Consider the following 25,602-nt stretch of genomic DNA (forward strand, 5'->3'; position numbering starts at 1 on the left):
GGCGATCGGGCCCGGATCAGTTGAAGCTGAGCAGCTTGAACAGCGGCGTCAGGTAGCTGAGCTCCTGGCCGGAGGTCGGCGTCGTGCGGCTGACGAAGTCGAAGATCTTGCCGTCCTTCATGCCGTAATTGGCGAGGCGGCGGACCTGGCGGTTCTTGTCGAAATAGATCGCAATGACGCGCTGATCGACCACCTTCTGGTTCATGAAGGCAACCGGGCGCTCGGCTCGCTGGGAGATGTAGTAGAATACCTCGCCGTCGAGTGTCGCCACCGTCGAGGGCGTGCCCATCACGATCAGCACCTGGTCCTGGCTGGCGCCGATCGGGATCTGCTCCAGCGCGCCCGGCGGCATGATGTAGCCCTTCTGGAACTGCTCGCCGGTGCAGGCGCCGAGCGCCAGGCAGGTCAGCGCGATCGCACCAAGGGTGCGCAGACGGGAGCTCAAGCCACGGGAGAGCAGGCGGGCAGTCGTTCGCATTGTCTGGGTCATCTTCTTCAGATCGGATCCCGTCCCCTTGCGTCGGGCAGGGCGTTGACGTACCGGGCAAACTTGCGGATTGCAACATGCCCCTGAACAGGGTCAGGGAAACTCGACCGCGGAACCGTCATGCTCTGGCCATTCAACCATCTCAGGAAATCCCGACCGTCCCCGCGCGGGACCATCGAGCCGATCTATGGCACGATCGTGGCACAAACCCGAGACCCGTTGTTTTATAGACACTTGAATGTCCCTGACACGGTCTACGGGCGGTTCGATCTGCTGATTCTGCACCTCTGGCTGGTGCTGCGGCGGCTGCGCGGGGTGGGATCGGACCTGTCGCAGGCGCTGTTCGACCGGTTCTGCGACGACATGGACGACAATCTGCGCGAGATGGGGGTGGGGGATCTCACCGTGCCCAAGCGGATGCAGAAGTTCGGCGAGGCGTTCTATGGCCGCACCGCCGCCTATGACCTTGCCTGGTCCGAGAGCGAGGCCCGGCTGGCGGACGCATTGCAGAAGAATATCTTGAACGGGGAGCATCCGGACAGCGCGGCCGGACTTGCCGCCTATGCGGCGCGGGTGGCCGCGCACCTCGCCGCTCTCGACGACAACAGGCTGCTCGGCGCCGGCTGGAGCTTCCCGCGGCCGGTTCAGCAGGACTAGCGACATGACCAGAGACAGAGACACCTCGCGCGAAACGGCGCGAGACCCTTCCAAGGACCCCTGGCGGGCACCGCCGGTGATCGTGGCGCAGATTCCGGATGCCGGCCTGCATCGCGAGATCGAGGCCGACGAGGCCACGCGCAACGCGCTCGCCGCGATTGCCGATCTGCGCGAGGTCATCTCGGCCCATGCCTCGTTCGACGTCGTCCAGAAGCGGGACGGCAAGGTGCATGTCGAGGGCCGTGTGCAGGCCCGGATCGGTCAGACCTGCGTCGTCACGCTGGATCCGATCGAGATCGAGATCGACGAGCCGATCGACCAGATGTTCGCCCCGCCGGAGCAGATTCCGGAGCTTGCCGATCTGGTCGAGGACGATCCCAACAGCGAGGTGGAGACGGCCGATCCGCCGGAGCCGATCATCGGCGGGCAGATCGATCTCGGCCGGCTCGCCGCCGACGCGCTGCTCCTGGGGATCGATCCCTATCCGCGCAAGCCGGGCGCCGTGTTCGAGCAGCCGGTGGCTGCGGCCGCCGAGCCGGAGGACCATCCCTTCGCGGCGCTGAAGGCGCTGAAATCGGCAGATGCCGCCGGGCCGGGCGCGGTCAAAGCGAAGAAAACGGGTGAGGATTGACGCGCCGTTGGGCAGGCCGGAAACGATCGATCCTGTCACAAAGCCTCTCGAAATCCTCTCAAGCTGCTGATTTCGATGGCAAAGGCGGGTCCCTGCCGGCCCCGGCCCGGCGCGGCGGTTGCAAAATGCATCGCTCCCGGGAGGTTGTTTCGACACGGAGAGACGCTATTGTCGCGCCCGGGTCGGGGTGCGACGAAAAGGCCCGGACGGCCTTTGGCCCGTCCATCGGCCGCGCAATGCCTCTGAACGACCGCCAAACACGGCCAACCAACTCAAGGCCAAGACGAGACAAAGCTCGAGATCAGGTTTCCGGGACGTCATGCCTCAAAAGGTTCGAATCGCGCTGGACGCCATGGGCGGGGATTTCGGCGCGGCCGTCGTCATCCCCGGTGCCGCGATCGCGCTGAGCCGCCATCCGGATGCAGAGTTTCTGCTGTTCGGCGACAGTGCCAAGATCGTTCCCGAGCTCGACCGGCATCCGCGGCTGAAGGCGGTCTCGCGCGTCATTCACACCGATGTCGCCGTCAGCATGGAGGACAAGCCGAGCCAGGCGCTCCGGCGCGGCCGCAAGACCTCGTCGATGTGGCTCGCGCTCGAGGCGGTGAAGAAGGGAGAGGCCGACGTCGCCGTGTCCGCCGGCAACACCGGCGCGCTGGTGGCGATGGCGCGCTTCTGCCTGCGCACGCTGGACGGGATCGACCGGCCGGCTCTGGCCGCGATCTGGCCGACCGCGCGCGGCGAATCGGTGGTGCTCGACCTCGGGGCAACGATCGGCGGCGATGCCCACCACCTGGTCGCGCTGGCCGTGATGGGCGGCGCGCTGGCGAGCGTGCTGTTCAACAAGCCGAGGCCGACCGTCGGCCTTCTCAACATCGGTGTCGAGGAGATCAAGGGCCATGAGGAGATCCGCGAGGCGGCCGAGCAGCTGCGCGCGATGAACCTGCCGCAGCTCGACTATATCGGCTTCGTCGAGGGCGACGGCATCGGGAAGGGTGCCGCCGACGTGGTCGTGACCGAAGGCTTCAGTGGCAACATCGCCTTGAAGACGGCCGAGGGCACCGTCCGCCAGGTCACGGATTTCCTGCGCGGCGCGATCCAGGCGAGCTGGCTTGCCCGGATCGGCTATCTGTTGGCCCGCGGCGCCTTCGCCGCTTTGCGGGCCCGGCTCGACCCGCGCAAATCCAACGGCAGCGTGGTGCTCGGCCTCAAGGGCATGGTGGTCAAGAGCCACGGCGGAACCGATGCCGAGGGCTTTGCCTCGGCGGTCAGGGTTGGCTATGAGATGGCCCGCTACGATCTCCTGACCAAGATCAATCAAACACTCAATCCCGACGGCGGCGCGCCAGCGTCCGAACCCGTCGCCCAGGAGGCTGTCTCGTGACAATTCGTTCGGTCGTGCTCGGCTGTGGCTCGTACCTCCCGCAGCGGGTCGTGACCAATGCCGAGCTGGCAAGCCGCATCGAGACCTCGGACGAGTGGATCGTGCAGCGCACCGGCATCCGTGAGCGCCACGTCGCAGCCGACGGCGAGTTCACCTCGCATCTGGCGATCAACGCGGCTCGTGCCGCGTTGGCCGCGGCCGACGTCGATCCGCAGTCGATCGATCTGATCGTCTTGGGCACCTCGACCCCGGACAACACCTTTCCGGCGACTGCAGTGGCCGTGCAGAACGGCCTCGGCATCCATCATGGCGCGGCGTTCGACCTGCAGGCGGTGTGCTCGGGCTTCGTCTATGCGCTCGCGACCGCGGACAATTTCCTGCGCAGCCGCTCGTTCAAGCGCGCGCTGGTGATCGGCGCCGAGACCTTCTCGCGCATCCTCGACTGGAACGACCGCACCACCTGCGTGCTGTTCGGCGACGGCGCCGGAGCGCTGATCCTGGACGCTCAGGAGCAGGGCGGCACGGCAGCCGATCGCGGCGTATTGACCACGCATCTGCGCTCCGACGGCCGTCACAAGGCCAAGCTCTATGTCGACGGCGGTCCGTCCTCGACCCAGACCGTCGGGCATCTGAGGATGGAAGGCCGCGAGGTGTTCAAGCACGCCGTCGGCATGATCACCGACGTGATCGTCGACGCCTTCGATGCCACCGGCCTGTCGGCCGAGACCATCGACTGGTTCGTGCCGCACCAGGCCAACAAGCGAATCATCGACGCTTCGGCGCACAAGCTGCACATCGCGCCGGAGAAGGTGGTATTGACGGTCGATCGGCATGGAAATACCTCCGCTGCCTCGATCCCGCTGGCGCTCGACGTGGCCGTCAAGGACGGCCGCATCAAGAAGGGCGACGTGGTCTTGCTGGAGGCGATGGGCGGCGGCTTTACCTGGGGCTCGGCTTTGGTGCGCTGGTGAGCCTGCCGCGCGGCGGGATTACGCCTGAGATTGGCACTACGGCCTGTACTTCTATTCACGCTGCTGTTGACCACCGACGCTTAACCTCTTAATTTCCGGAGCGAATTATTCGCCGTGAGTTTGGGGCAGGCGATGGCGGGAACCGGAAAAACAGTCACACGCGTCGATCTCTGCGAGGCAGTCTACCAGAAGGTGGGGCTGTCGCGGACGGAGTCGTCTGCGTTCGTCGAGCTGGTCTTGAAGGAGATCACCGACTGCCTCGAGCGCGGCGAGACGGTCAAGCTATCGTCCTTCGGGTCGTTCATGGTGCGCAAGAAGGGACAGCGCATCGGACGAAACCCCAAGACCGGCACGGAAGTGCCGATCTCGCCGCGGCGGGTCATGGTGTTCAAGCCGTCCGCGATCCTGAAGCAGCGCATCAACGGCCAGCAGGGCAGCGGCAAGATGAACGGCGAGGCCAGCGCCGAGTTCGGCGCCGAGCCGGATTAGGGCCGAGGCCGTCGCCCCGCCGCATGTCGGCAGGGGCCGTGTCGAACGCGTATCGTTCGTCCCGCGTACAGTTCGTCCAGTCTTTTCAGCGTAGTCTCCCACTTTCTTGTCAGCACGGTCGAAGGGGAACGGGCATTTGGACAAGGCGCCGGATGCGTTTCGGACGATCAGCGAGGTCGCGCAGGAGCTCGACATTCCGCAGCACGTGCTGCGGTTTTGGGAGACCCGGTTCGCCCAGATCAAGCCGATGAAGCGGAGCGGCGGCCGGCGCTATTACCGGCCCGACGACGTCGACCTGCTCAAGGGCATCCGGCGTCTGCTCTATGGCGAAGGCTACACCATCAAGGGTGTGCAGCGCATCCTGAAGGAGCACGGCGTCAAATCGGTCCAGGGACTGGCCGACAGCTCGGCCGCGGTCTCGTTTGGCGCGATGGAGGAGACGCTCGGCCAGGCGATGATGGAAGAGGAGCCGATCGGCGAGGCCGAGGTCGAATCGGAGGACGAGGAGGAGGAGGCTTCCGACGAGGAGGGCATCGACTTCCGCTTCGTCGACACCGAGGACGACATTCTCGACACCTTTCGCGTCGGCCCACCGACCCGCGCCGGCATGAAGCCGGAGGAGCGGGAGAAGCTCCAGGGCGTGCTCAAGGAGCTGGTCGACTGCCGCGCGCTGCTCGACCGGGCGATGAGGGAAGTCTGAGGGCGGGGCTGGTCGTCAGAATGCGCCAGCATGGCGGCAGGTGTCCGTTGCATTGAGCCACGCCGAGCGCCGCGAGTCGGCTGTGCACTCTCCACCGTTCTGGAAGGGGGCGGAGGGCCACGATCTCCGCTCCATCCGATCACACTATGAAACCCTCCCGCCGCGCCTTGCATCCCGCCCCGATCACGGCTAGAGGAACGGCCATCGGAGCGTGGCGCAGCCCGGTTAGCGCACTAGTCTGGGGGACTAGGGGTCGTGGGTTCGAATCCCGCCGCTCCGACCATTTTTTAGATCGTCGTAGCCGGTTGCCGGTTATCCTCTGGATCGGTGGCAAGCTTCTCAGTGCAGGGTTTGCTCCGGCTGCCAAGCCGACACCAATTTTAAAAAAGGTCCGAGATGAATGAAGACCATCTGGACAAAGAAACCTCTGTTTCTGTGGATCTTACCCCCATAGGGGTAAAGGCAAAAGCAAGGAGTCGATTCGTCGCTGCTTTTGATCGCTTATGCGGAAATGCCGTCGAGTTGCTGAACATTCCGATGGAGAGACGTATTAGTCGGGATCGGGCAACGATCGACGGCGAAAAAAAGGTCATAAGCGCAATTGTGGATTATGGGCTGAGGCGCCTGAAGCGAGATCCTCAATTTGCTGAGCGCGTCGCAGAAAAGCACCTTGAGCAAATATTCGGTCGTCAGATCAACAAAGATGGTGTGATGGCCTGCGCCATCGAAGATCTACGACACACTCAGATGACCGAGGACGAGGCAGAAAGTGGTCCCGAGAAGCTAGATCCGCAATTCCTAGGTCGGTTGGAACGTTATGCCGAGGATGCGTCGACGGAGGAGCTTCGGGAACGATGGGGGCGAGTTCTTTCGGCCGAAATCCGAAGCCCAGGTACTTTCTCGCCAAAGGTACTCCGAATAGTTGATGAGTTAGATGTAGAAGCGGCTCATCTCTTTGAGGAGGTTTGTAAGTCGCGGCTGGCGAACGTTCTGCCTAGGAGCTTGGTAGGCGATTTGCCATTTGATCATGTTACTCTGCTGAGCTCCGCCGGACTTATGGTTGAACCCGGACTGGGCCAGATCCGGTCCTTCAATTCTGTTACGGGCAGCGACGGCAAAAGCCGTTGGGTGCTCGGTCTCGGTGAGTATGCTCTCGCCTTCTTGGCCGACAGTAACATTGATATGAAATCCCTGTTTCTCGGAGCCGAAGCAAAGAATCCGCTGCTGTTCGATGAGAATGGTGTTCCAGCGATACCGGTATACGTACTAACGAATGCTGGAAATGCCGTGGCACAAATTCTGCCAAACAATCGACGCATCGCTTTTCAGGAGCTCGCAAAAAAGCTACGCGAACATAGCCCAAATATTGAATTTGACATGCTTGAAGTCGAATCCAATAAATTCAGGTTCTTCGAGATCTGAGTTTCGGTACAGCGGTGCCCCCATAGTGCCGTTGCCCCGGCGGAAGTCGTGGCCTATCGGCGGAATAGGAATGAGCAAACCTTGGCGCGGTGAGCTTACGTTTGCGCTGCGACGAACGCTTTTCAATTCGCTGGCCACCCCCTAAACTCCCCGAACTGGGCGCCGCTGGACACTGTTCGAGCCGGCTCGTTTCATTTGTGAACTTTGTTGCCGAGACTTCCCTCATGGACGCCGCCGTCGCCGACATCTCCTTTGGGCATTTCGAGAACGCCGAGCAGATCGCCTTCTGGAACGGTACGGGCGGCGGGCGCTGGGTCGCGCGCCGCGCCGAGATCGATGCGCTGCTGGCGCCGGTGCAGGAGGCGCTGCTGGAGCGCGCGGCAATTCAGGCGGACGAACGGGTGCTCGACATCGGCTGCGGTTGCGGGGCGACCTTGATCGCGGCGGCCGAGAAGGTCGGCCCCGGCGGCAGCGTGCTCGGCCTCGACGTGTCCGCAGCCATGCTGACCGCGGCCCACGAGCTCGCCCCTGCCGATGCGCCGGTGAGCTTCGTGCAAGGCGACGCCATGGTGCACCACTTCAAGGCCGCGAGCGCCGATCTCGTGATCTCGCGCCTCGGCGTCATGTACTTCGCCAATCCGGTGCGCGCCGTGCTCAACATCCGCAATGCGTTGCATTCGGAGGGGCGCGTCGCGTTCGCCTGCTGGGGCGAGCTGCGCGACAACCCGTGGGCGCTGGAGCCGCTGCAGGCGGCCTATGACCACGTGCCGAAGCTGCCGGGCTTGCCGCCGCACGCGCCGGACGATTTCGCGTTCGGTGCTCCCGAGTGGATGGAGACGGTGACGACCGATGCCGGGCTGCGGCGCATCCGGCTCGAGCGTCACGACATCGCGCTCGACTTCGGCGCGGGCGCCGGCCTCGATAGCGCGGTGCAGACGGCGCTCGCGATCGGGCCCGCCGGCCGTGCCGTGGCCGGGCAGCCGTCCGAGGCGGTGGAGGCCGCGACGGCCGCCGTGAGGAAGGCGTTGGCGCGCTACGCCAAGGGCCCGGGCGTCATGGTGCCCGCTTCGTTCTGGACCGTGACGGCCGTCGATCCGTGAAAGTCGGTCTTGATCACTGCGTCCCGTGACAAAGTCGCAAGATCGGTCGAGCGCGTCATGTCCGCCTGCGCTTAGCTGCAGCCGCCACGGAGCAGGGAACGATGAAGGCGGCGCTGCGAAACTACCATGCGCGGATGCAGCGGGTGCTGGATCATATCGACCGGCATCTGGAGGATGATCTCGATCTGGACGCGCTGAGCAGCATCGCGGCCTACTCGAAATATCATTTCCACCGGCAGTTCACGGCGACCTTCGGTCTGTCCGTGAATCGCTACATCCAGCTCGCCCGCATGAAGCGGGCGTCCTATCAGCTGGCCTACAGCGATGCCCAAAGCGTCACCGAGGTCGCGATGGAGGCCGGCTACGACGCGCCGGACGCCTTTGCCCGCGCCTTTCGGCAACGGTTCGGGCAATCGCCGTCATCGTTCCGGAAATCTCCCGACTGGGAGCCGTGGCTTGCGGCCTTCGGGCCTCTCGACGACGCAAGGAGCAAGCTGATGCGGACGACCTATACCCCTGACGACGTGACGATTCGCGAGGTGCCGACCACGCCGGTGGCGATCATGGAGCATCGCGGCGACCCGGCCACGCTCGGCGCCACGATCCAGCGCTTCATCGCCTGGCGCAAGGCCGCCGGCCTACATCCCCGAGCCAATCCAACCTTCACGGTCTGGCGCTCCGAGCGTCGCCCGGCCTCGCCTGCCGACTACAGCGTGGACCTTTGTGTCGGGACCGACCAGCCGGTCGAAACGCAGGACGCGACAATCAGGGCCGGCGTGATCCCCGGCGGACGCTGCGCGGTGCTGCGTGTCGTCGGCAACACCCACAATCTGGAGCCGGCCGCGCTGTTCCTCTATCGCGACTGGCTTCCGGCCAGCGGCGAGGAGGCGCGTGACTTCCCGATCTATTGCCAGCGGTTGAACTTCTTCCCAGAGGTTCCCGAGCACGAAATGGCTGCGGACCTGTTCCTGCCGCTGAAATAGCGCCTGACGGCCGGATCCATCCTAAAAACTTGCAGCCAGGATCCTTCTCAACCTTCGAGCCCCGCAGAAGGCGGCTCTGAAGGGGAGAGCGGCCTACGTTGGAGCGGTTCCGGTTCCATTCGGGAACCGCGATCGGCCATGTCCGTTAACGATCGAGCAGCTCAATTGAGGCCCCACACCCTGACATTGAACCTTTGCGCGCACGCGCGCACCAAACCTGTGTTCGGCTCGTTGTGGAGCCGGTTCCAGGAAATTTCAGACTGACATCGGGGTTCACCCCGATGTGCCGTTCATTGTCGTTGAAGGAGGCGCGTATGGTCCTCAGGACTTTGAAAGTTTCGCTGTCCGTTTTCGCCGCTGCAACCTCGGTGGTATCGCTGTTTGCCGTCAGCTGGGTCGGTCTCGCACTGCTCGGCTACTGACAATTCACGCAACAAGGATCGAGGCGCATCTGTGCCTCGCGAGACGGAAAGCGCGCCCGGATCGAGACTGATCCGGGCGCGCTCGTTCTTGCCGATGCGAGAGGCGTTATGCGAAGGCCTTCTCCATCGTCTCGATCAGCACGCGGAACGACTTGTCGTGGCGCGTGATCAGCGGGATCGCCCGGGTGATGCCGAGCAGCTGATAGACCGCCATCTGCGCCGCGCGCACCGAGTATTCCACCGTGAACACGACGTCGTCGGGGATCTCGACGAACTGGCTGACGAAGGCGAGGTTCTTCGAGTTCGCCGGCACCGGCAGCGGCCGGTCCGCCTTGTTGCGCGGCATGAACATGCTGGTGATGTAGGGCAGGCGGCAGGGCACGCAGGTCGCCTGGTCGAACACCGAGAGATCGAAGTTGAGGTGGCCGCAGAGCTCCTTGAGAATGTCGGCGCCGCCGCAATCGGCCATCGCCTTCGGCACAAAATTGCCGATGCGATCGGGATGCAGCGCATAGCCCCAGAACACCTGCACGTCGGCAGGCTGATCGACGAAATGCGGCTGGTGATACAGCACGACCGACATCAGCCAGTTGGATTCGGTGAAGGTGACGAGCCCGCCGGTGCCGGCGGCGTTGCCGCTGAACGCCTCCATCGCGTCGAAGAAGCGCGGATTGCGGCAGGTGACGGTGAACGATTCCCAGCAGGATTCCGGTATCGATGAGTTGAACGCGGCGGGATTGCCAAACTCGGGGCGGCCCTTCGCGATCTTCTCCCACAGCGTCCAGCCCTGGCTGTCCTGCTTGGTGAGCCGCGGCGGCGGTGCATCCTGGGTGCCCAGACTGGTCGCGTCCGTCATCGAGCCGTTCTGCAGGAAGACGAGATCGTCGCTCGACAGCGCAATCGTCTCCGGCTGGCCGCTGCGATCCAGCATCAGGCGCTTGACGACGTGCTTGCCGGCTTCCGTCGCGATCTCCATGTCGGTGACGTCGACGCCGCCGGCGAAATTCACGCCATGGCCCTCCAGCCATTTGACGAGCGGCACGACGATCGCGTCGTACTGATTGAACACGGTGCGCTTGACGCCAGCCAGCGTCTCGATGCGCGGAAACTCGTTCATGAAGCGATGCAGATAGCGCTTGAACTCGACCGCGCTGTGCCAGGGCTGGAACGCGAACGTCGTCTGCCACATGAACCAGAAGTTCGTGGTGAAGAACGGCGGCGACAGCCAGTCGGTGATGCGGGAGTTGCCGAGCTTCTCCTCGGAGGCCTCGGTCAGCCGCACCAATTCGAGCCGGTCCTGCATGGTGAAGCCCATGGTGGAGACGTCGACCTTGTGCCGGTTGCGGTCGACGAGGCGCGCCTGCGAATGCGCGACATGGACCTTGTTGAAGGCGATCGTCTCGTCGCGCACGGTGCGGTTGGGATCGCCGGCATCCGGGATGGTGGAGAGCAGGTCCCACGTGCACTCGTAGTGATCGGTCGTCAGCATGCGGCCGCCGCGCAGCGAATAGGAGCCGTCGGGCAGCCGCGCACCATCGAGGCTGCCGCCGTAGGGCAGGTGCTTTTCGAAGATCGTGATGTCGCGGCCCTCGACGCCGCCGTCACGGATCAGGAATGCCGCGCCGGCCAATGCGCCGATGCCGCTGCCGATGAAATACGCCTTCATGATGGTTCACCCGGGATCGTGTGCTACGATCCGGGGCTTAGCCGCTGTGTTCCCTCATGGAACTGATCCAGGTCAAGCGCTGCGACGCGCGGTGATCACGATCTCGCGTGGTCCGTCAGGCGAATGATTTCACCACCGACTGCAGCAGACCTTCAGCGATCTGTCGTAGGGTGTCACCGGCGGAATGGCCCGGTCGATCTTCAAGAGCTGATAGACCGCATGCATGGCCGCGCGCACCGAATATTCGATCGTGAAGACGGCGTCCTCAGGCAGCTCGACATATTGGCCGATGAAGGCGAGATTCTGCGAGGTGAGCGGCACCGGTAGCGGCCGGTCGCCATAGCTGCGCGGCATGAACATGCTCATGATGTAGGGCATCCAGCACGGCACGCAGGTCGCCTCGTCGAACACGGCGAGCGGGAAGCGCAGATGCCCGCACAGCTCCTTCAGGATTTCGGCGCCGCTGCACTCGGACATCGGCTTCCCCACGAAATTGCCGACGCGATCGGGATAGAGCCCATAGCCCCAGAAGATCCTGATGTTGTCGGGTTGGTCCGGAAAGTATGACTGGGTGTAGAGCACGATCGACATCCGCCAGTTCGAATCCTTGAACGTGACGAGCCCGCCGGTGCCGGCGACATTGCCGGTGAAAGTCTGCATCGCATCGAAGAAGCGCGCATTGCGGCAGGTCACCGTGAACGACTCGAAGCTCGATTCCGGAACCGATGAATTGAACGCGGCCGGATTGCCGAACTCGGGGCGGCCCTGTGCGAGCTTCTCCCACAGGGTCCAGCCGTGGCTGTCGTCCTTGGTGAGCTGTTGCGGCGGAGCCCCGTGGCTGCCGAGGCTGGTCGCATCCGTCATGGAGCCGGCCGTGTAGAACACCAGATCGTCGTCGGCGAGATCGATCGTGCGGCTCGCGCCGTCCTGCGTCAGAGCAAGCCTGACGGCGCGGTGCTTGCCGCTGATGGTGACGAGCTCGATATCGGTGACATCCGTGCCACCGACGAAGTTGACGCCGTGGCCTTCGAGCCAGCGGACCAGCGGCTTGACGATCGAGTCGTTCTGATTGTGCACCGTCCGCTTGACGCCGCCAAGCGTATCCATCATCGGGAATTCGTTCATGAAGCGGCGCAGATAGCGCCTGAACTCGACCGCGCTGTGCCAGGTCTGGAAGGCAAACGTCGTCTGCCACATGTACCAGAAATTGGTGGTGAAGAAAGGCGGCGACAGCCAGTCCGAGATCAAGGAATTGCCGAGCTTCTCCTCGGAGGCCTCGGTGAGCCTGGTCATCTCGATGCGGTCCTGCATCGAGAAGCCCATGGTGGAGACGTCGACCTTGTGCCGGTTGCCGTCGACCAGCCGCGCCTGCGCGTGGGTGACGTGGAGCTTGTTGAACGCCACGGTCTCCTGGAGGATGGTCTCCTGAGCGTTGGTTTCGCAGGGAATGGTCGACAGCAGGTCCCAAGTGCATTCGTATTGCTCGGTCGTCAGCATGCGCCCGCCGCGCATCGAGTAGGAGCCGTCCGGAAGACGCGTGCCGTCGAGGCTGCCGCCATAGGGCAGGCGCTTCTCGAAGACGGTGATGTCCGATCCGGAGATGCCGCCGTCGCGGATCATGAATGCTGCGCCTGAGAGCGAACCGATGCCGCCGCCGATGAAATAGGCCTTCATGAGACCGACCTGCAATCTAAGGGTTTGAAACACAATAACGAAAATGCGGGCAGGCGCGGCGTATCACAGGCCGATCAAAGCCCGCCGGGAGCCATGTTACCCCGGCGCGATGAATTAGTCGTCAACACGTTGAAGTCGTTTCGCGGGGCCGGCTCAATGCCCCGCCATGTGGCGGCCGATCTCGGTGAGATCGGCACCGCTCGCCCGGGTCTCGTAGACCAGCTGGCCGTGGAACATCACCACGAGGCGGTCCGACAGTTCGAGCAGCTCGTCGAGGTCCTCGCTGACCAGGAGCACGGCTGCGCCGCGGTTGCGGGCGGCCATGATCTCGGCATGGATCTGCGCCACCGCCGCGAAGTCGAGGCCGAAGCAGGGATTGGCGGCGATCAGCACCTCGACGTCGTGGCCGAGCTCGCGCGCCAGCACGGCGCGCTGCACGTTGCCGCCTGAGAGTGCCGAGATCGGCGTGTCCGGCGTGCGGGTCTTGATCTTGTAGCGGTTGATCTTGGCGGTCGCGTCCTTTCGGAAGGCGGACTTGTTCAGCCAACAGCCGCCGCGCGCGAACGGAACGCGGTCGAAATCGCGGAGCGCGATGTTGTCTGCGACGCTCATGCCGCCGACGCAGGCGTTCCTCAGTGGCTCCTCGGGGAGCAGCGACATCTTGTGCCGGCGCATCTCGTCGCGCGTGGCGGAATAGGCTGCGCCGGAAACTCTGACAGCGCCGCTCTCGGCCTCGCGCTGGCCGGCGAGCACCTCGACCAGCTGGCGCTGGCCGTTGCCGGAGACGCCGGCGATGCCGACGATCTCGCCGGCGCGTACGGTCAGCGACAGGTCATGCACTGCCAGGCCTCCGGCGTCGTCGCGGGCGACCAGCTTGTCGATCGCGAGCCTGATCGCACCGGCCGCGCCGGTGCGCGCCGGCTGTACGGTGAGCTGCTCGGCGCCGATCATCATCCGCGCCATGTCGTCGGGGGTGAGCTCGCCGACCTTGCCGCGGCCGGCGAGCTTGCCGCGCCGGAGGATCGTGACCTCGTCGGCGAACGCCATGACCTCGCGGAATTTGTGGGTGATCATCAAAATGGTCAGCTCGCCGGCCTCGACCATCTTGCGCAGCATGCCCAGGACTTCATCCGCCTCGCCCGGCGTCAGCACCGAGGTCGGCTCGTCCAGTATCAGGAAGCGCCGCTTCAGATAGAGCTGCTTGAGGATCTCGCATTTCTGCCGCTCGCCGGCGGAGATGTCCGACACTTTGGCGTCGAGCGGCACGCGGAACGGCATGCGCGCCAGGAAGGCCTCCAGCTCCTTCTTCTCCTTTGCCCAGTTGACCACCGCCGGTACGTCGTCACGCGCCAGCACCAGGTTCTCGGCCACCGTCATCGCCGGTACCAGCGTGAAGTGCTGGTAGACCATGCCGAGGCCGAGCGCATGCGCATCCCTGGGGTTGTCGATTGCGCGCTCGCGCTCGGCGATCAGCACATCGCCCTCGGTCGGCCGATAGTAGCCCATGATGCATTTGACCAAGGTCGACTTGCCGGCGCCGTTCTCGCCGAGCAGCGCGTGGAACGAGCCGGGCCTGACCTTCAGCTCGACATTGTCGAGCGCGGTGAACGCGCCGAAGCGCATCGTCATCGCGATGGCCTCGACGCCGAACGCGCCCGCAGGCGTCGGATCGTCGCCGATCACGACAGCGCCTCGATCAGCGCGGAGGAGGTCGCGACCGCGCCGAACACGCCGCCCTGCATCTTGATCATCTTCAGTGCGTGATCGTGATTGCCCTTGTCGGTGGCGCCGCAGCAGTCCGACAGCAGCACGCATTCGAAGCCGCGGTCATTGGCTTCGCGCATCGTGGTGTGGACGCACACGTCGGTGGTGATGCCGGTCAGCACGATGTTCTGGATGCCCTTGAGGCGCAGGATCAGCTCGAGGTCGGTGGCGCAGAACGAGCCCTTGCCGGGCTTGTCGATGACGATCTCGCCCGGAGCCGGCGCGAGTTCGGGAATGATCTCCCAGCCCGGCTCGCCGCGCACCAGGATGCGGCCGCACGGCCCGGGATCGCCGATCCCGGCGCCGATCTGCTGCGAGCGCCAGCGCTTGTTGGCGGGCAGGTCGGAGAGATCGGTGCGGTGGCCCTCGCGGGTGTGGATGATCAGGAAGCCCTGCGCGCGCATCACCGTCAGCAGCGTCTTGATCGGCTCGATGGGGGCGCGGGTCAAGGAGAGGTCATAGCCCATCTTGTCGACATAGCCGCCGACGCCGCAGAAGTCGGTCTGCATGTCGATCACGATCAGTGCCGTGTTCTCTGGACGGAGATCGCCGTTGTAGGGCCAGGCATAGGGCTCGGAGCGGATGGTGCGCGTGGTCATGATGGACCTCCGAAATCAGCGGGTGATGGACAATTCAGCCGGCGCGCCGCTCAGGGTGCGTTTCGGCGAGCAGGTGATGATCATGATCAGCAGCGTCAGGATATACGGCGCGGCATTGAACAGATGATAGCCGGAGGTGACGCCGACGGATTGCAGCGCCGGTCCGAGCGCGGCAGCACCGCCGAACGCCAGCGAGGCCCACAGGCACAGCATCGGGTCCCAGCGTGCGAAGATCACCAGCGCGACCGCGGTGATGCCTTGTCCCGACGACAAGCCCTCGTTCCAGCTGCCGGGATAGAACAGCGACAGGAACGAGCCGCCGATGCCGGCGAGGAAGCCGCCGGCCATGGTGGCGCGCAGTCGGATCATCAGCACCGAATGGCCCATCGCCCGCGCCGCATCGGCGCTCTCGCCGGCAGTGCGGATCAGGAGGCCCCAGCGCGTGGTCTTGAATGCCCACAGCAGCAACGGCGCGAGCACGACGCCGAGCAGGAAGAGGACGTTGATGCGCAAGGCCGCGCGCACCTGCGGCACGTCGCTCCACCAGCCGAAATCGATCGCCAGCAGCCGCGCGGCGGTGGGCTCGATCAGCGGCTTGCCAAGGAAGAAGGCGAGGCCGGTGCCGAACAGCATCAGCGAGATTCCTACCGCGACGTCGTTAACGCGCGGCAGCGAGCAGATGCCGGCGTGGAGCGCGCCGAGCAGCGCGCCGGTGAGGCCAGCGGCGAGCACGCCTGCCCACGGCGATCCCGTGAGATAGGAGATGCCATAGGCGCTCATTGCGCCCATCACCAGCGTGCCCTCGAGGCCGAGATTGATGCGGCCCGAACGCTCGGTGATGCATTCCCCGAGGCTCACGAACAGGAACGGCGTGGAGACGCGGATGGCGCCGCCGAGCACCGCGAGCGGCACGGTCCAGAGCCCGATATTGCCGTCAGCCATGGATCAGGACTTTCCCTTGAGGAAACCGATGCGGCCGTAGAGCGCGTCGCTCGCCAGCACCGAGATGAAGATGATGCCCTGCAGCACCAGCACCGAGGCGTCGGGCAGGCCGAGCCGGCGCTGCAGCAGTCCGCCCGACGCATTGATGCCGCCGAGCAGGATCGCGACCGGAATGATGGCGAGCGGATTCTGCCGCGCCAGGAACGCCACCAGGATGCCGGTGAAACCGTAGCCGACCGCGAGATTGGCGTTGGTGCGGCCCTGCACGGCGGCGACCTCGACCATGCCGGCAAAGCCGGCGCAGGCGCCGGCGAGAAAGCAGACGGTGAGGATCAATTTGCCGACCGACAGACCGACGATCTTGGCGGCGCGGATGTTGCCGCCGGCGACGCGCGCGGCGAAGCCGAAGGTGGTGTGGTAGATCAGCACATAGGCCGCGATGGCGGCAATCAGGCCGAACACCAGGCCCCAATGCACGTCGGTGCCGGGAATGCTGCCGATCATGTTGGCGGCGCCGATCTCGCGCGTCGACGGCTTGTTGAGGCTGGCCGGATCGCGCATCGCGCCTTCGACGAGATGGTTGAGGATCGCGAGCGCGATATAGACCAGCAGCAGGCTCGAGATCGTCTCGTTGACACCGCGATACTGCCGCAAGGCCCCGGACAGCAGGATCCACAACCCGCCGCCGGTCATGCCGGCGATCACCATCGCGATCTGCACCATCAGCGGCGGCATCCCCTGCAGCGCCAGTGCCGCCGAGGTTGCCGAGAGCGCGCCGATCAGGAGCGCGCCTTCGCCGCCGATGATCACCATGCCCAATTGCGCGGGCAGGGCGGTGCACAGCGCTGTCAGAATCAAGGGAGCTGCCCGCGTCAGCGTGTTCTGCCAGGAGAACCAGGTGCCGAACGCGCCGTAATACATGTACCAATAGAGATCGAGCGGGTTCTTGCCGAACAGCGCGACGAAGATGCCGAACACGATGAGCGCGGCGACCAGCGCCGCGCCCGGGATGAGAATGTATTCAATGCTCGCGCCATAACGTTGCAGGAAACCTGCGTCGGCGGCCGGCGCGATGGCGGCCACATCAACCGGATCGGCCGCCTCTGATGTCACGACGTGGCTCCGATCACGCCCTCGACCAGGTAGTCCATCTTCTCGAGCTCAGGATCCTTCTGGCCGCGCTCGGTGCCGGCGGTGATCACGGTGTTGCCCTTGTTGTCTTTGATCGGGCCCTTGAAGATGGTGTAGCCCTCACCGAGGAACTTGCTCTTGATTTCGTCGGCATGCTTGCGCGCCTGCTCGGACACCGCCTCGCCATACGCCGAGATCTTGACCACTTCTTCCTTGAGGCCGCCGCGATAGAAGTTCGGAATGCTCTCGCCAGCCTGGAGCATCTTGACGAACTTCGGATACAGCGCTTCCCAATTCCATTCTGCGCCCGTGAGATACGCTTTCGGTGCCAAAGGCGACTGGTTGACGTGATAGCCGGTGACGAAGGCGCCGCGGCGCGCGGCATTCTCCACCATCGTCTTGGGACCATCGACATGGCAGGTCAGCACGTCAACGCCCTGGTCGATCAGGCTGTTGGTGGCCTCGGCCTCCTTGACCGGCATCGACCAGTCGCCGGTGAAGATCACCTGCGTGGTGGCCTTGGGATTGGCGAGCTTGGCGCCGAGCGTGAAGGCGTTGATGTTGCGCAGGACCTGCGGGATCGGCTTGGCGGCGACGAAGCCGAGCTTGCCGCTCTTGCTCGTATAGCCGGCGACGATACCGGCAATGTACTGCGCCTCGTCGATATAGCCGAAATAGGAGCCGGCGTTCTTCGGGTCCTTCTCGCTCCACAGGCCGCCGCAGTGCTCGAAGCGCAGCTTCGGATACTTCGCGGCCATCTTGATCATGTGCGGATTGTAGTAGCCGAACGAGGTCGGGAAGAGCAGGGTGGCGCCGTCGAGATTGATCATCGACTCGATCGTCTTCTCGACCGCGTCGGTCTCCGGCACCTTCTCCTCTTCGATCACCTTCAGCCCGGGCAGCTTCTTCAGCGCCGCCGCGCCTTGCGCATGCGCCTGATTGTAGCCGTAATCGTCGCGCGAGCCGACATAGATGAAGCCGATCGTCGTCTCCGCTGCGAAGGCCGGCCGCAGGCCCGCGGCTGCGCCGAGCGTCAGCGCCGCGCCACCCTGCAACAGATGCCGTCGTGAAATCCTGCCAAAGTCCATTGGTGAGCTCCCTCGGCGGGTCGGTCCGCCCGCGCTGTCATCTCGGCTTCACCGCCACGGCGGAGCCTTGAAGGGAGTGATCGCAAGCTTTGTGCCAGCGGCGCGTGGGAAGGCAGGCGCACCAAGCTGTTGAAATGGCGCGATTTTGCAGATGATCGCAGCTTGGGCAGACGAATTTCCTGCCCGATATCAGCCTAAAATTTAGTCAACTGACTTTAATTGTATGCAACGAGTTCGACCGGATGGGACCTGTACCGCTGCCTGCGACGCGGCGGCGGCCTCCAGCTCAAAGCGGTGCAGAACGAACGTCGCGGCGAGGAGGAGAGGCGGCGCAATCGTCCTGCGCAGGCCGATCGCCGGTGGCGAGCCTTTTCATATCTGCTGCAGACCGTCTCGGGTCTCAGATCCCGAGCAGCCAGACCGCGACGATGGTGCCGATCACTGCGAGCCCGCTGATCGTCCAGCCCGTCACATAGGCGCCGTCGTCAGATCCCGCGGGATCGACCATCGTGTCGCGCCAGCCTTCGTCCTGCCAGTGCCCCTGTTGGTACGCCATGCGAACCTCCTCGAGCCTGCCTCCCCGTGGAATAAGTCGGACGCCCCTCGAGAAGGTTCAACCCCAAGCTGAAATCTTCGTTGCATGCGCTGCAACGCAAATCCCCGACATCCCCTCTGGTCAGGCCGGCGAAACGTCCTAAGCTCGGAACGCGTTCCGCGAAGAGAACGAGCAGGTCGCCGGGACGGCATGGCCGTCCCGCAGCAGGGAAGGAAGACCATCCAATGAAGGATTTCGCCGGCAGGATCGCCGTGATCACCGGGGGCGGCATGGGCATGGGCCGCGAGCTCGCGCGCCAGCTCGTTGCCGAAGGCTGCAACGTCGCCATGTGCGACGTCTCGGCCGAGGCGATGGCCGAAACCAAGCGGCTGTGCGAGGCCGAGAAGCTGCCGCAGGGCCTGCGTGTCACCACCCATGTCGCCGACGTCTCGATCGAAGCGCAGCTGCAGCGCTTTCGCGATGAGCTCGCCGAGCAGCAGGCCACGGACAGGATCCACCTGCTGTTCAACAATGCCGGCATCGGCGGCGGCGGCAGCCTGTTCACCAACTCCCGGGAGCAGTGGGAGCGCACCTTCAACATCTGCTGGGGCGGCGTCTATCTCGGCGTCCGCACCTTCCTGCCGATGCTGCTGAAGGCAGACGAGGCCCATATCGTCAACACCTCGAGCGTCAACGGCTTCTGGGCCTCGGTCGGGATGGGCGTCTCGCACACCGCCTACAGCGCCGCAAAGTTCGCGGTGAAGGGATTTACCGAAGCGCTGATCAACGACCTCCGCCTCAACGCCCCGCACATCAAATGCTCGGTGGTGATGCCCGGCCACATCGGCACCTCGATCGTGTCGAACTCGCGCAAGGTGCAGAGCGGCACCGAGTCCGACGAGCTGAGCGAGACCGAGATCGGGCTTGCGCGCCAGCGCATGAAGGGCATGGGCATCGACGTCGCCGCCATGAGCGATGCCGACATCCAGGCTGCCGCCCGCGAGCGCGCCCGCAGCTTCCTCGAGGACGCGCCGACCACGGCGGCACAGGCGGCCAAGATCATCCTCGACGGCGTCAAGGCGGAGCAATGGCGCATCCTCGTCGGCGAGGACGCCAAGCTGCTGGACCTGCGTGTGCGCCAATCACCGGAGCAGGCCTACGAGCCGGAATTCTTCCAGCGCTTCGCGCAGGAGGCTGGGTGGAAGCTGGGGTAGGGCGGGTCCATTGGTGTAGTTGGGACGGGATCTCTCGCCCCGAGACGGTGAGCTCCCCTCCCCGCAAGGGGGAGGGGAGACGAGGCCGCCGCGCCGTCCCCGCAAAATGCGGAGACTAGGCAAAGCGTGAAAGCCATTAGGCCCGTAGGATCTTTGCTACGCCGCCCTCATTACCTCGACGACGCCACCCGGTACGCCATCCGCGTGTGGCTCGGGCAATACGGCAGCCCCTCGATCGGCTTCGATCCGCAGAAGCAGAAATCATCCGCGCCGGGCGTCGAGATCGGCCAGCGGCAGCGTTCCTTGGAGAGCTCGAACAGCGAGCAGCCATTCACGACGGTGCCGACCGGTTCCTCGACGATCGCAGGCGGCGGGTCGTTCTGGACCGCGCGCAGGATGCGGCGGCGCAGCTTCGGCACGGGACGGCGTGCGCCATCGCGTGTCGTCTCGCCGCGCACCACGCGCCTGGTGTCGCCGCCATTGTCGCGCGTCAGCGCCAGGCGGGAGATCTTGCCGATCACGGCGTTGCGGCTGACGCCGAGCTCGGCGGCGATCTCTCGGCAGGTCAGCCCGGCCTCAAAGTGCTGCTTCAGGGCCTGGAGCCGTTCCTCGGTCCAGGTGGGGAGTGTCTGTCGTTCGGCGGGCATTGTTGTCGCTTCCAAGTTTGATCCGTCCTGGATCGTCCTGGCCGACGGCTGCACCGAAACTGTTGTCCGCGTTGCGTGTCCCTAGCTTACGCCCGTCCGTTGTCGCGAATCGACAGCAGCCCATCCTTGATGGCGAGCCGGATGCCTTCTTCAATCAACGTTCTGCAGACACCCGGAACGCTGGTGCCGTGGGTTCCCTGTTTCACGAGCTTTTCGAGATAGCCGATGGTTGCCAGGGCTAGGGTTACGGGGATGCGGTCAGTTTCGGCTTTTTCCGTCGCCATGCCTAAAAGCTAGTCCGTAACCGGTGTACAGAAAAGTAACTTTTTAGACTCTATTAGGAATCCAATAGGTTGTACAGCGGCTTGGGGATAACTGGTTAAGATATTGAATTTTATCGAAATATGACGAATCGGCGAGGTCGCGACGGTGACTCTCCGCCCGCTCGGCGAGTCCGGGGCCGGAATGGTACGGGGAAGCACGGGCCGGGAAGATTCGCGTGAGCCGCGGTGCCCGATGGTCGCTTCAACCACCGCCGTGCCGCGGCGCCTGCTTCGGGATCCCCTTGGTGAATTTTCAGCAGAGCAGGTAGACGGGTCATCACGGTCACGGCGAGAAAAGTTCGTCATTCCAGAAATAACGCTTTCGCTTTTCCGGAAATTGTGCTTTAGTGCCGCCATCCCGCCTCGGCCGGAGGGGCGTTGCGCGCGATCGTCACGACCCGCGAGGCGGGGAGCGATGGCCGTGATGGAGCCGCAGCGTATCCTCTCGGGTGCGCGGACGAACGGCTCGGCGCGGACGTGAAGTCGCAGCGTGCTGACACCCCGACGCTGGTGTTACGTTCGCGACGGCGCCGACGCGCCGCGCGGATCATGGTGGCCAACAAGCCCGGCGCACCAGGCAGACTGCGTATAAGCGTGAAGACCATCGCGCAGGGAAGGCCGGGCGTTCTCGGCTGCACCTGTGGTACCTGCCGCCTGCATTTTTTCTCGCAGGCGGGCCGCAGGCGCCAGCCGGCGCCTGGCCTTCCCTGCGCCCTCCGACATTTCAGAGGGTGAGATCTGCAGCATGACCCGGGCAGGATCTGCCGCGGCAGCGCGACGTCACGCGTCGTTCGATGCGCTCCCTCGCGCGGCATCAATGGCGTCGTCCCCGCGAAGGCGGGGACCCATAACCCCAGGGAGCAGTTGGCTTGCGCAAGTCCAACCACCTCGCGTCACGACTTGGTTCGGTGGTTATGGGTCCCTGCGTTCGCAGGGACGACAGCAGTGTGTTTGGCCCGACGCTCAGCCCTGTCTTCTCACCCGTGCACCACCGCCTTCGCGATCATGCAATGAATGCCCTTGGAGCCGTTGACGGTCTGGGTCACCCGCAGATCGGCGGCGAGGCTGCACAGCGTGTAGGCGTCCTCGCGCGACAGATTGCGCTTCTCGCCGAGCAGCACGATCATGTCGCGCAGCGCCTTCACCGCGCACTGGTCGAGGTCGGGGTCCATCGCCATCGTCATGTAGTGGGTGGCCGTCTCGGCGCGCGGATAGTCGAAGTTGAGATCCTTGCGCACGGTGAGACGGAAACGCCCCTGCAGCGCGGTCTCGATCGCGGTGACGCAGACCTCGCCGTCGCCCTGCACGCCGTGGCCGTCGCCGCAGGAGAACAGCGCGCCGGGCACGAACACCGGCAGATACAGCTTGGCGCCGGCGCCGAGCTCCTTGTTGTCGAGATTGCCGCCCATCGCCCGCGGGATCAGCGATGTGATGCGGCCCCAGGCCGGCGGCGGCGCCACGCCCATCACGCCGAAGAACGGCGCCAGCGGCAGCTCCAGGCCCCACGGCAGCTTGCCGACCATCCGGTCCTTGTCGAGCGGGATGTTCATCAGCCGGCTCTCGTGGAAATCGTCGGGCAGGGTGCCCGCCAGCGGCCGGATGAAATTGTAGCCCCAGTCCTGCCGCAGCTGGACGTCGAGGATGTCGACCTCGAGCACGTCGCCGACCTCCGCGCCCTTGACCGCGATCGGGCCGGTCAGGATGTGGCCGGGCACCATGCGCTCGCTGCGGGCGTGGACGTCGAACAATTCCGGCGGCACGTGGAATTTGCTGGTGTCGGGCACCACGTCGGGCCCGCCGCTGATCGAATCGATCGTGACCTCGTCACCGCTGTCGATCGTGAGCACCGGCTTCAGCCGGGATTCGAAGAAGCCCCAATGGCAGGTCTCGGGGCTCGCGTGCAGATGGTGATGGGCCATGGTCCTCTCATTCGTACCGGTTCGGGACCGAGCATAGCGCATCCGCTGGCCGCCGCAGAGAGATGGCGACGCATGGCCGCTGTCGTGTATGAGGGCGGCCGTGGCACCTCACTCCGCGCCGGAGCTCGCAATGTTCTTTGTGCTGTCGAAGACGCTCGGCCTGCTGGCACTGCCGACCAATTTCATGATCGCGCTGGGCCTCGCAGGCGCCATCCTGATGCTGACCCGGTTTGCCGTGCTGGGGCGCAGGCTGGTCGTCTCGGCCATGCTGCTGCTGGCGATCGTCGGCCTGACGCCGCTCGGCAGCCTGATGCTCTATCCGCTGGAGAGCCGGTTTCCGAAATGGGACCCGGCGAACGGCGCGCCCGACGGCATCATCGTGCTCGGTGGTCCCGTCGATTCCGACCTGTCGGTCATGTACGGCATGCCGGTGACGGTGGCGGGCGCCGACCGGGTGATCCAGGCCGCCGCGCTGGCGCGGCGCTATCCGAATGCGCGCATCCTGTTCACCGGCGGCAGCGCCAACCTGATCGCGACAGAGGCCAAGGAGGCCGATGTCGGCGCCGAGATCCTGCTCAGCCTCGGCGTGCCGAAGGAGCGGCTGCTGCTGGAGCGGCAGTCGCGCAACACCTACGAGAATGCGATCTTCTCCAAGGCGATGATCTCCCCGAAGCCGGGCGAGCGCTGGCTGCTGGTGACCTCGGCCTATCACATGCCGCGTTCGGTCGGGCTGTTCCGCAAGGCCGGCTTTCCGGTCGAGCCCTATCCGGTGGACTGGCGCGTCGGCCGCGTGCTCGACTTCGACGGCATCTCGCTGCTCGGCCTGCGGCGCGCCGACATCGCCGTGCGCGAATGGGTCGGGCTCGTGGCCTACCGCCTGCGCGGCCGCATCGACGATCTGTTTCCGGGACCGGCCTAGGCAATCGTCTTGCTGAAGCCCGCCGCTTTCGCCGCCAGCTCGCCGCGCACGCGCGCGACGACCGGCTCGTAGCGGCAGCTCGAATCCTGCCGGAACAGCCGCGCGCTCGGATACCACGGGCTGTCGTCGCGATCCCTGAGCCAGCGCCAGTCGGCGAGGTGGGGCAGCATGATCCAGGTCGGCCGTCCGAGCGTGGCGGCGAGATGCGCGACGCTGGTGCAGACCGTGACGACGACATCGAGACAGGAAATCAAGGCCGCCGTCTCGACGAAGTCGGTCAGCTCGCCGGTGAGGTCGCGGATGCCGCCCTGCTGCGCCAGCAGCGCTCTGTCCGTGGCCCGCAGCTCCTTTTGCAGGCTGACGAAATCCGCGTCGAGATCGAGCAGCGGCAGCAAGGTCGACAGCGGCATCGAACGGTTGCGATCGTTGCCCTGATGCGGATTGCCGGACCAGACGAGGCCGACCCGCAGCCGGTCATGCGCTCCGAGCCGCCGCTCCCAGGCCGCGATGCGCTCGGCCGGCAGTGGCGGGAGATAGCTTGGCGGTGGAATGGTATCGAGCGTGGTGCCGAAGGCCAGCGGCAGGCTCATCACCGGGCAGTGCATATCGAAGACCGGCCGCTGCAGGTCCGGCGCGTAGGCGAGGCATTGCGTCACACCGTCGATGCCGGCCATCAGCGGCCGCAGCGCCTCGCGCACCACCAAGATCACCTTGGCGCCGCGCGCGGCGACCATCGGCACGTAGCGGGCGAACTGGATGGTGTCGCCGAAACCCTCGTCCTCCTCGATCAGGAGGGTCCTGCCGGAAATGTCCTCTTTGCCCAGCCATTTCGGTTCGACAAAGCGCGGATAGTCGATCGAGAAATCCGGCATGGCCCAGCGCGCCTCGCGCCGGGCCCAGCCGGAGACGAAGTCGCCGCACTGCAGCTCGATATGCGCGAGCTGCCACGCCGCCTTGGGATGATCGGGGACGAGCGCGAGAATCTGCCGGTAGACGGCAGCAGCATCCTCGAAACGCAGGAGCTGCATCAGCGCAAAACCCTTGTTGAGCAGCACCTCGACGAAGTTCGGGCGCAGGCTCAGCGCCTCGTCGAACCACGGCAGCGCCTCCGCGTTGCGGCCGAGGCAGACGAACGCATCGCCGAGATTGTTGCTGGCCATCGCCTCGGTTGGCGCCAGCGCGTGCGCGCGTTCACAATCGGCCAGATACGCGTCGTAGTGTTTGAGCTCGCGGAGGCACCGGGCGCGCATCTGCAGCGACTGCAGGTCATTCGGCTGCTGCGTCAGGCAGATCGTGAAGGCCTGGGCAGCTTCCTCATAACGCTGCTGCTGATGCAGCAGCAGGCCGCTCTGGAACGCGGCCTCGCGGTGCGAAGGATCGATCGTCAGCGCGTGCTGATAGCTCAGCAGCGCCTCGGCGCCACGGTCGAGCGCCAGCAGCACGCCGCCCATATGCTTCCACAACTCGGCCTCGTCGGGCTTGAGCTGGATCGCCTTGTCGAAGACGGCGAGGGCGTCGTCGAGCCGGCCCATCTGCTTCAGAGTGAAGCCGAGGCTGGTGAGATAGTCGATCTTCGGCGTCTGTCGGATCGCGCGCGAGAACCACGCAACGGCATGGTCGTGCTGGCCGGTCTGCAGCGCGATGATGCCCATCAGCGCAAGGCTGTCGGCGTGGGCCGGGTCGGCCGCCAGCGCCTGCTCGCAGCACATCTGGGCATCGAGCAGACGCCCTCCGCCGAGGTGATGCAGTCCCGCCTCGTAGAGCGCGGCGGGCGACAGCACGGGCGTTCCGCCGGGGCCGGCCGTTGCGCTCTTGGCGCCTTCCTTCCGGTCGCTGCGGGTCATCGACTGATCCTGTCCGAGGATCGAAAATTCATAAGTGATTCCCGTAATATCGAGAAGGATCATGGTATGGCGGGCGAGCCCGGAGGGCGGAAAT

24 protein-coding genes and 1 tRNA gene are annotated in these 25,602 nt (G+C 65.0%); 12 read left to right on the forward strand and 13 right to left on the reverse strand.

The features are described 5' to 3' along the window. Positions 1-16: 16 nt before the first annotated feature. Complete coding sequence (locus tag QX041_RS10080; RefSeq protein WP_315711452.1) at positions 17-478, reverse strand: outer membrane protein assembly factor BamE; 462 nt, start codon at positions 476-478, stop codon at positions 17-19. Between the two features lie 129 nt (positions 479-607). On the opposite strand from QX041_RS10080, the gene QX041_RS10085 reads away from it, so the two are divergent. The 10 genes from QX041_RS10085 to QX041_RS10130 all read left to right on the forward strand — a co-directional run bounded on the left by QX041_RS10085 (position 608) and on the right by QX041_RS10130 (position 8,821). After that, complete coding sequence (locus QX041_RS10085; protein WP_316165176.1) at positions 608-1,144, forward strand: ubiquinol-cytochrome C chaperone family protein; 537 nt, start codon at positions 608-610, stop codon at positions 1,142-1,144. Between the two features lie 4 nt (positions 1,145-1,148). After that, positions 1,149-1,775, forward strand: coding sequence for a DUF177 domain-containing protein (locus tag QX041_RS10090; protein WP_315827201.1), 627 nt, complete (start codon positions 1,149-1,151; stop codon positions 1,773-1,775). Between the two features lie 319 nt (positions 1,776-2,094). Then, on the forward strand, positions 2,095-3,156 hold the full coding sequence (gene plsX, locus QX041_RS10095; RefSeq protein WP_315752912.1) for a phosphate acyltransferase PlsX: 1,062 nt from the start codon (positions 2,095-2,097) through the stop codon (positions 3,154-3,156). Next, positions 3,153-4,127: a beta-ketoacyl-ACP synthase III gene (locus QX041_RS10100; protein ID WP_315711459.1), complete on the forward strand. Its 975-nt coding sequence runs from the start codon at positions 3,153-3,155 to the stop codon at positions 4,125-4,127. Before plsX ends, QX041_RS10100 begins: the two co-directional genes overlap by 4 nt. 132 nt (positions 4,128-4,259) lie before the next feature. Beyond that, positions 4,260-4,616, forward strand: coding sequence for an integration host factor subunit alpha (locus tag QX041_RS10105; RefSeq protein ID WP_315711462.1), 357 nt, complete (start codon positions 4,260-4,262; stop codon positions 4,614-4,616). A gap of 136 nt (positions 4,617-4,752) precedes the next feature. Further along, positions 4,753-5,316, forward strand: coding sequence for a MerR family transcriptional regulator (locus QX041_RS10110; protein WP_315752911.1), 564 nt, complete (start codon positions 4,753-4,755; stop codon positions 5,314-5,316). A gap of 205 nt (positions 5,317-5,521) precedes the next feature. Then, positions 5,522-5,599, forward strand: a tRNA-Pro gene (locus QX041_RS10115). A gap of 113 nt (positions 5,600-5,712) precedes the next feature. Beyond that, the gene (locus tag QX041_RS10120) at positions 5,713-6,738 is read left to right on the forward strand and encodes a DUF2806 domain-containing protein (RefSeq protein WP_316165177.1); all 1,026 of its coding nucleotides are present in this window, start codon (positions 5,713-5,715) and stop codon (positions 6,736-6,738) included. 224 nt (positions 6,739-6,962) lie between these two features. Continuing rightward, positions 6,963-7,838 carry a class I SAM-dependent methyltransferase gene (locus QX041_RS10125; protein ID WP_315827200.1) on the forward strand — a complete coding sequence of 292 codons (876 nt, stop codon included), beginning with the start codon at positions 6,963-6,965 and terminating at the stop codon, positions 7,836-7,838. A gap of 101 nt (positions 7,839-7,939) precedes the next feature. After that, entirely contained in the window at positions 7,940-8,821 is an 882-nt protein-coding gene (locus QX041_RS10130; RefSeq protein ID WP_315752910.1) for an AraC family transcriptional regulator, read from the forward strand. 528 nt (positions 8,822-9,349) lie between these two features. On the opposite strand, the gene QX041_RS10135 is transcribed toward QX041_RS10130, so the two are convergent. The 8 genes from QX041_RS10135 to QX041_RS10170 all read right to left on the reverse strand — a co-directional run bounded on the left by QX041_RS10135 (position 9,350) and on the right by QX041_RS10170 (position 18,663). Continuing rightward, on the reverse strand, positions 9,350-10,909 hold the full coding sequence (locus QX041_RS10135; RefSeq protein ID WP_316165179.1) for an oleate hydratase: 1,560 nt from the start codon (positions 10,907-10,909) through the stop codon (positions 9,350-9,352). A gap of 129 nt (positions 10,910-11,038) precedes the next feature. Beyond that, positions 11,039-12,583 (reverse strand): oleate hydratase, encoded by a 1,545-nt coding sequence (locus QX041_RS10140; RefSeq protein WP_316165180.1) that lies wholly within the window; start codon positions 12,581-12,583, stop codon positions 11,039-11,041. 153 nt (positions 12,584-12,736) lie between these two features. Then, positions 12,737-14,212, reverse strand: coding sequence for an ABC transporter ATP-binding protein (locus tag QX041_RS10145; protein WP_316165444.1), 1,476 nt, complete (start codon positions 14,210-14,212; stop codon positions 12,737-12,739). 50 nt (positions 14,213-14,262) lie between these two features. Then, a complete protein-coding gene (locus QX041_RS10150; RefSeq protein WP_315827197.1) occupies positions 14,263-14,946 on the reverse strand; it encodes an isochorismatase family cysteine hydrolase in 684 nt (227 codons plus the stop codon). Between the two features lie 15 nt (positions 14,947-14,961). Further along, positions 14,962-15,888 (reverse strand): ABC transporter permease, encoded by a 927-nt coding sequence (locus QX041_RS10155; protein ID WP_315827196.1) that lies wholly within the window; start codon positions 15,886-15,888, stop codon positions 14,962-14,964. Positions 15,889-15,891: 3 nt separating this feature from the next. Continuing rightward, positions 15,892-17,001 (reverse strand): ABC transporter permease, encoded by a 1,110-nt coding sequence (locus tag QX041_RS10160; RefSeq protein WP_316165181.1) that lies wholly within the window; start codon positions 16,999-17,001, stop codon positions 15,892-15,894. After that, positions 16,998-18,107: a BMP family ABC transporter substrate-binding protein gene (locus QX041_RS10165; RefSeq protein ID WP_316165183.1), complete on the reverse strand. Its 1,110-nt coding sequence runs from the start codon at positions 18,105-18,107 to the stop codon at positions 16,998-17,000. Before QX041_RS10165 ends, QX041_RS10160 begins: the two co-directional genes overlap by 4 nt. A gap of 400 nt (positions 18,108-18,507) precedes the next feature. Continuing rightward, positions 18,508-18,663, reverse strand: a complete 156-nt coding sequence (locus QX041_RS10170; RefSeq protein ID WP_315711478.1) for a hypothetical protein — start codon at positions 18,661-18,663, stop codon at positions 18,508-18,510. Between the two features lie 224 nt (positions 18,664-18,887). On the opposite strand from QX041_RS10170, the gene QX041_RS10175 reads away from it, so the two are divergent. Beyond that, entirely contained in the window at positions 18,888-19,856 is a 969-nt protein-coding gene (locus QX041_RS10175; protein WP_316165184.1) for an SDR family NAD(P)-dependent oxidoreductase, read from the forward strand. A gap of 170 nt (positions 19,857-20,026) precedes the next feature. Here the strand turns inward: QX041_RS10175 and QX041_RS10180 are convergent, their stop codons facing one another. The 3 genes from QX041_RS10180 to QX041_RS10190 form a co-directional block, all read right to left on the reverse strand. Further along, a complete protein-coding gene (locus tag QX041_RS10180; protein ID WP_316165185.1) occupies positions 20,027-20,503 on the reverse strand; it encodes a GcrA family cell cycle regulator in 477 nt (158 codons plus the stop codon). 86 nt (positions 20,504-20,589) lie between these two features. Further along, positions 20,590-20,787, reverse strand: coding sequence for a hypothetical protein (locus QX041_RS10185; RefSeq protein WP_006614936.1), 198 nt, complete (start codon positions 20,785-20,787; stop codon positions 20,590-20,592). 1,016 nt (positions 20,788-21,803) lie between these two features. After that, on the reverse strand, positions 21,804-22,745 hold the full coding sequence (locus tag QX041_RS10190; protein ID WP_315711483.1) for an acetamidase/formamidase family protein: 942 nt from the start codon (positions 22,743-22,745) through the stop codon (positions 21,804-21,806). A gap of 130 nt (positions 22,746-22,875) precedes the next feature. Here QX041_RS10190 and QX041_RS10195 point away from each other — a divergent pair, with 130 nt between their 5' ends. Then, complete coding sequence (locus QX041_RS10195; protein WP_315755032.1) at positions 22,876-23,664, forward strand: YdcF family protein; 789 nt, start codon at positions 22,876-22,878, stop codon at positions 23,662-23,664. On the opposite strand, the gene QX041_RS10200 is transcribed toward QX041_RS10195, so the two are convergent. Then, positions 23,661-25,508 (reverse strand): tetratricopeptide repeat protein, encoded by a 1,848-nt coding sequence (locus QX041_RS10200; protein ID WP_316165187.1) that lies wholly within the window; start codon positions 25,506-25,508, stop codon positions 23,661-23,663. The two genes, QX041_RS10195 and QX041_RS10200, sit on opposite strands and share 4 nt — an antisense overlap. Positions 25,509-25,602 lie beyond the last annotated feature (94 nt).

This window comes from Bradyrhizobium sp. SZCCHNRI2009 (assembly GCF_032485115.1).
GTDB lineage: Bacteria > Pseudomonadota > Alphaproteobacteria > Rhizobiales > Xanthobacteraceae > Bradyrhizobium.

Bases quoted from the DNA above. Each gene is read 5' to 3' on its own strand.
- QX041_RS10080 (WP_315711452.1), bottom strand. From the start codon at position 478: ATGCGAACGACTGCCCGCCTGCTCTCCCGTGGCTTGAGCTCCCGTCTG.
- QX041_RS10085 (WP_316165176.1), top strand. From the start codon at position 608: ATGCTCTGGCCATTCAACCATCTCAGGAAATCCCGACCGTCCCCGCGC.
- QX041_RS10090 (WP_315827201.1), top strand. From the start codon at position 1,149: ATGACCAGAGACAGAGACACCTCGCGCGAAACGGCGCGAGACCCTTCC.
- plsX (WP_315752912.1), top strand. From the start codon at position 2,095: ATGCCTCAAAAGGTTCGAATCGCGCTGGACGCCATGGGCGGGGATTTC.
- QX041_RS10105 (WP_315711462.1), top strand. From the start codon at position 4,260: ATGGCGGGAACCGGAAAAACAGTCACACGCGTCGATCTCTGCGAGGCA.
- QX041_RS10120 (WP_316165177.1), top strand. From the start codon at position 5,713: ATGAATGAAGACCATCTGGACAAAGAAACCTCTGTTTCTGTGGATCTT.
- QX041_RS10125 (WP_315827200.1), top strand. From the start codon at position 6,963: ATGGACGCCGCCGTCGCCGACATCTCCTTTGGGCATTTCGAGAACGCC.
- QX041_RS10130 (WP_315752910.1), top strand. From the start codon at position 7,940: ATGAAGGCGGCGCTGCGAAACTACCATGCGCGGATGCAGCGGGTGCTG.
- QX041_RS10135 (WP_316165179.1), bottom strand. From the start codon at position 10,909: ATGAAGGCGTATTTCATCGGCAGCGGCATCGGCGCATTGGCCGGCGCG.
- QX041_RS10140 (WP_316165180.1), bottom strand. From the start codon at position 12,583: ATGAAGGCCTATTTCATCGGCGGCGGCATCGGTTCGCTCTCAGGCGCA.
- QX041_RS10145 (WP_316165444.1), bottom strand. From the start codon at position 14,212: ATGACGATGCGCTTCGGCGCGTTCACCGCGCTCGACAATGTCGAGCTG.
- QX041_RS10150 (WP_315827197.1), bottom strand. From the start codon at position 14,946: ATGACCACGCGCACCATCCGCTCCGAGCCCTATGCCTGGCCCTACAAC.
- QX041_RS10155 (WP_315827196.1), bottom strand. From the start codon at position 15,888: ATGGCTGACGGCAATATCGGGCTCTGGACCGTGCCGCTCGCGGTGCTC.
- QX041_RS10165 (WP_316165183.1), bottom strand. From the start codon at position 18,107: ATGGACTTTGGCAGGATTTCACGACGGCATCTGTTGCAGGGTGGCGCG.
- QX041_RS10170 (WP_315711478.1), bottom strand. From the start codon at position 18,663: ATGGCGTACCAACAGGGGCACTGGCAGGACGAAGGCTGGCGCGACACG.
- QX041_RS10175 (WP_316165184.1), top strand. From the start codon at position 18,888: ATGAAGGATTTCGCCGGCAGGATCGCCGTGATCACCGGGGGCGGCATG.
- QX041_RS10180 (WP_316165185.1), bottom strand. From the start codon at position 20,503: ATGCCCGCCGAACGACAGACACTCCCCACCTGGACCGAGGAACGGCTC.
- QX041_RS10185 (WP_006614936.1), bottom strand. From the start codon at position 20,787: ATGGCGACGGAAAAAGCCGAAACTGACCGCATCCCCGTAACCCTAGCC.
- QX041_RS10190 (WP_315711483.1), bottom strand. From the start codon at position 22,745: ATGGCCCATCACCATCTGCACGCGAGCCCCGAGACCTGCCATTGGGGC.
- QX041_RS10195 (WP_315755032.1), top strand. From the start codon at position 22,876: ATGTTCTTTGTGCTGTCGAAGACGCTCGGCCTGCTGGCACTGCCGACC.
- QX041_RS10200 (WP_316165187.1), bottom strand. From the start codon at position 25,508: ATGACCCGCAGCGACCGGAAGGAAGGCGCCAAGAGCGCAACGGCCGGC.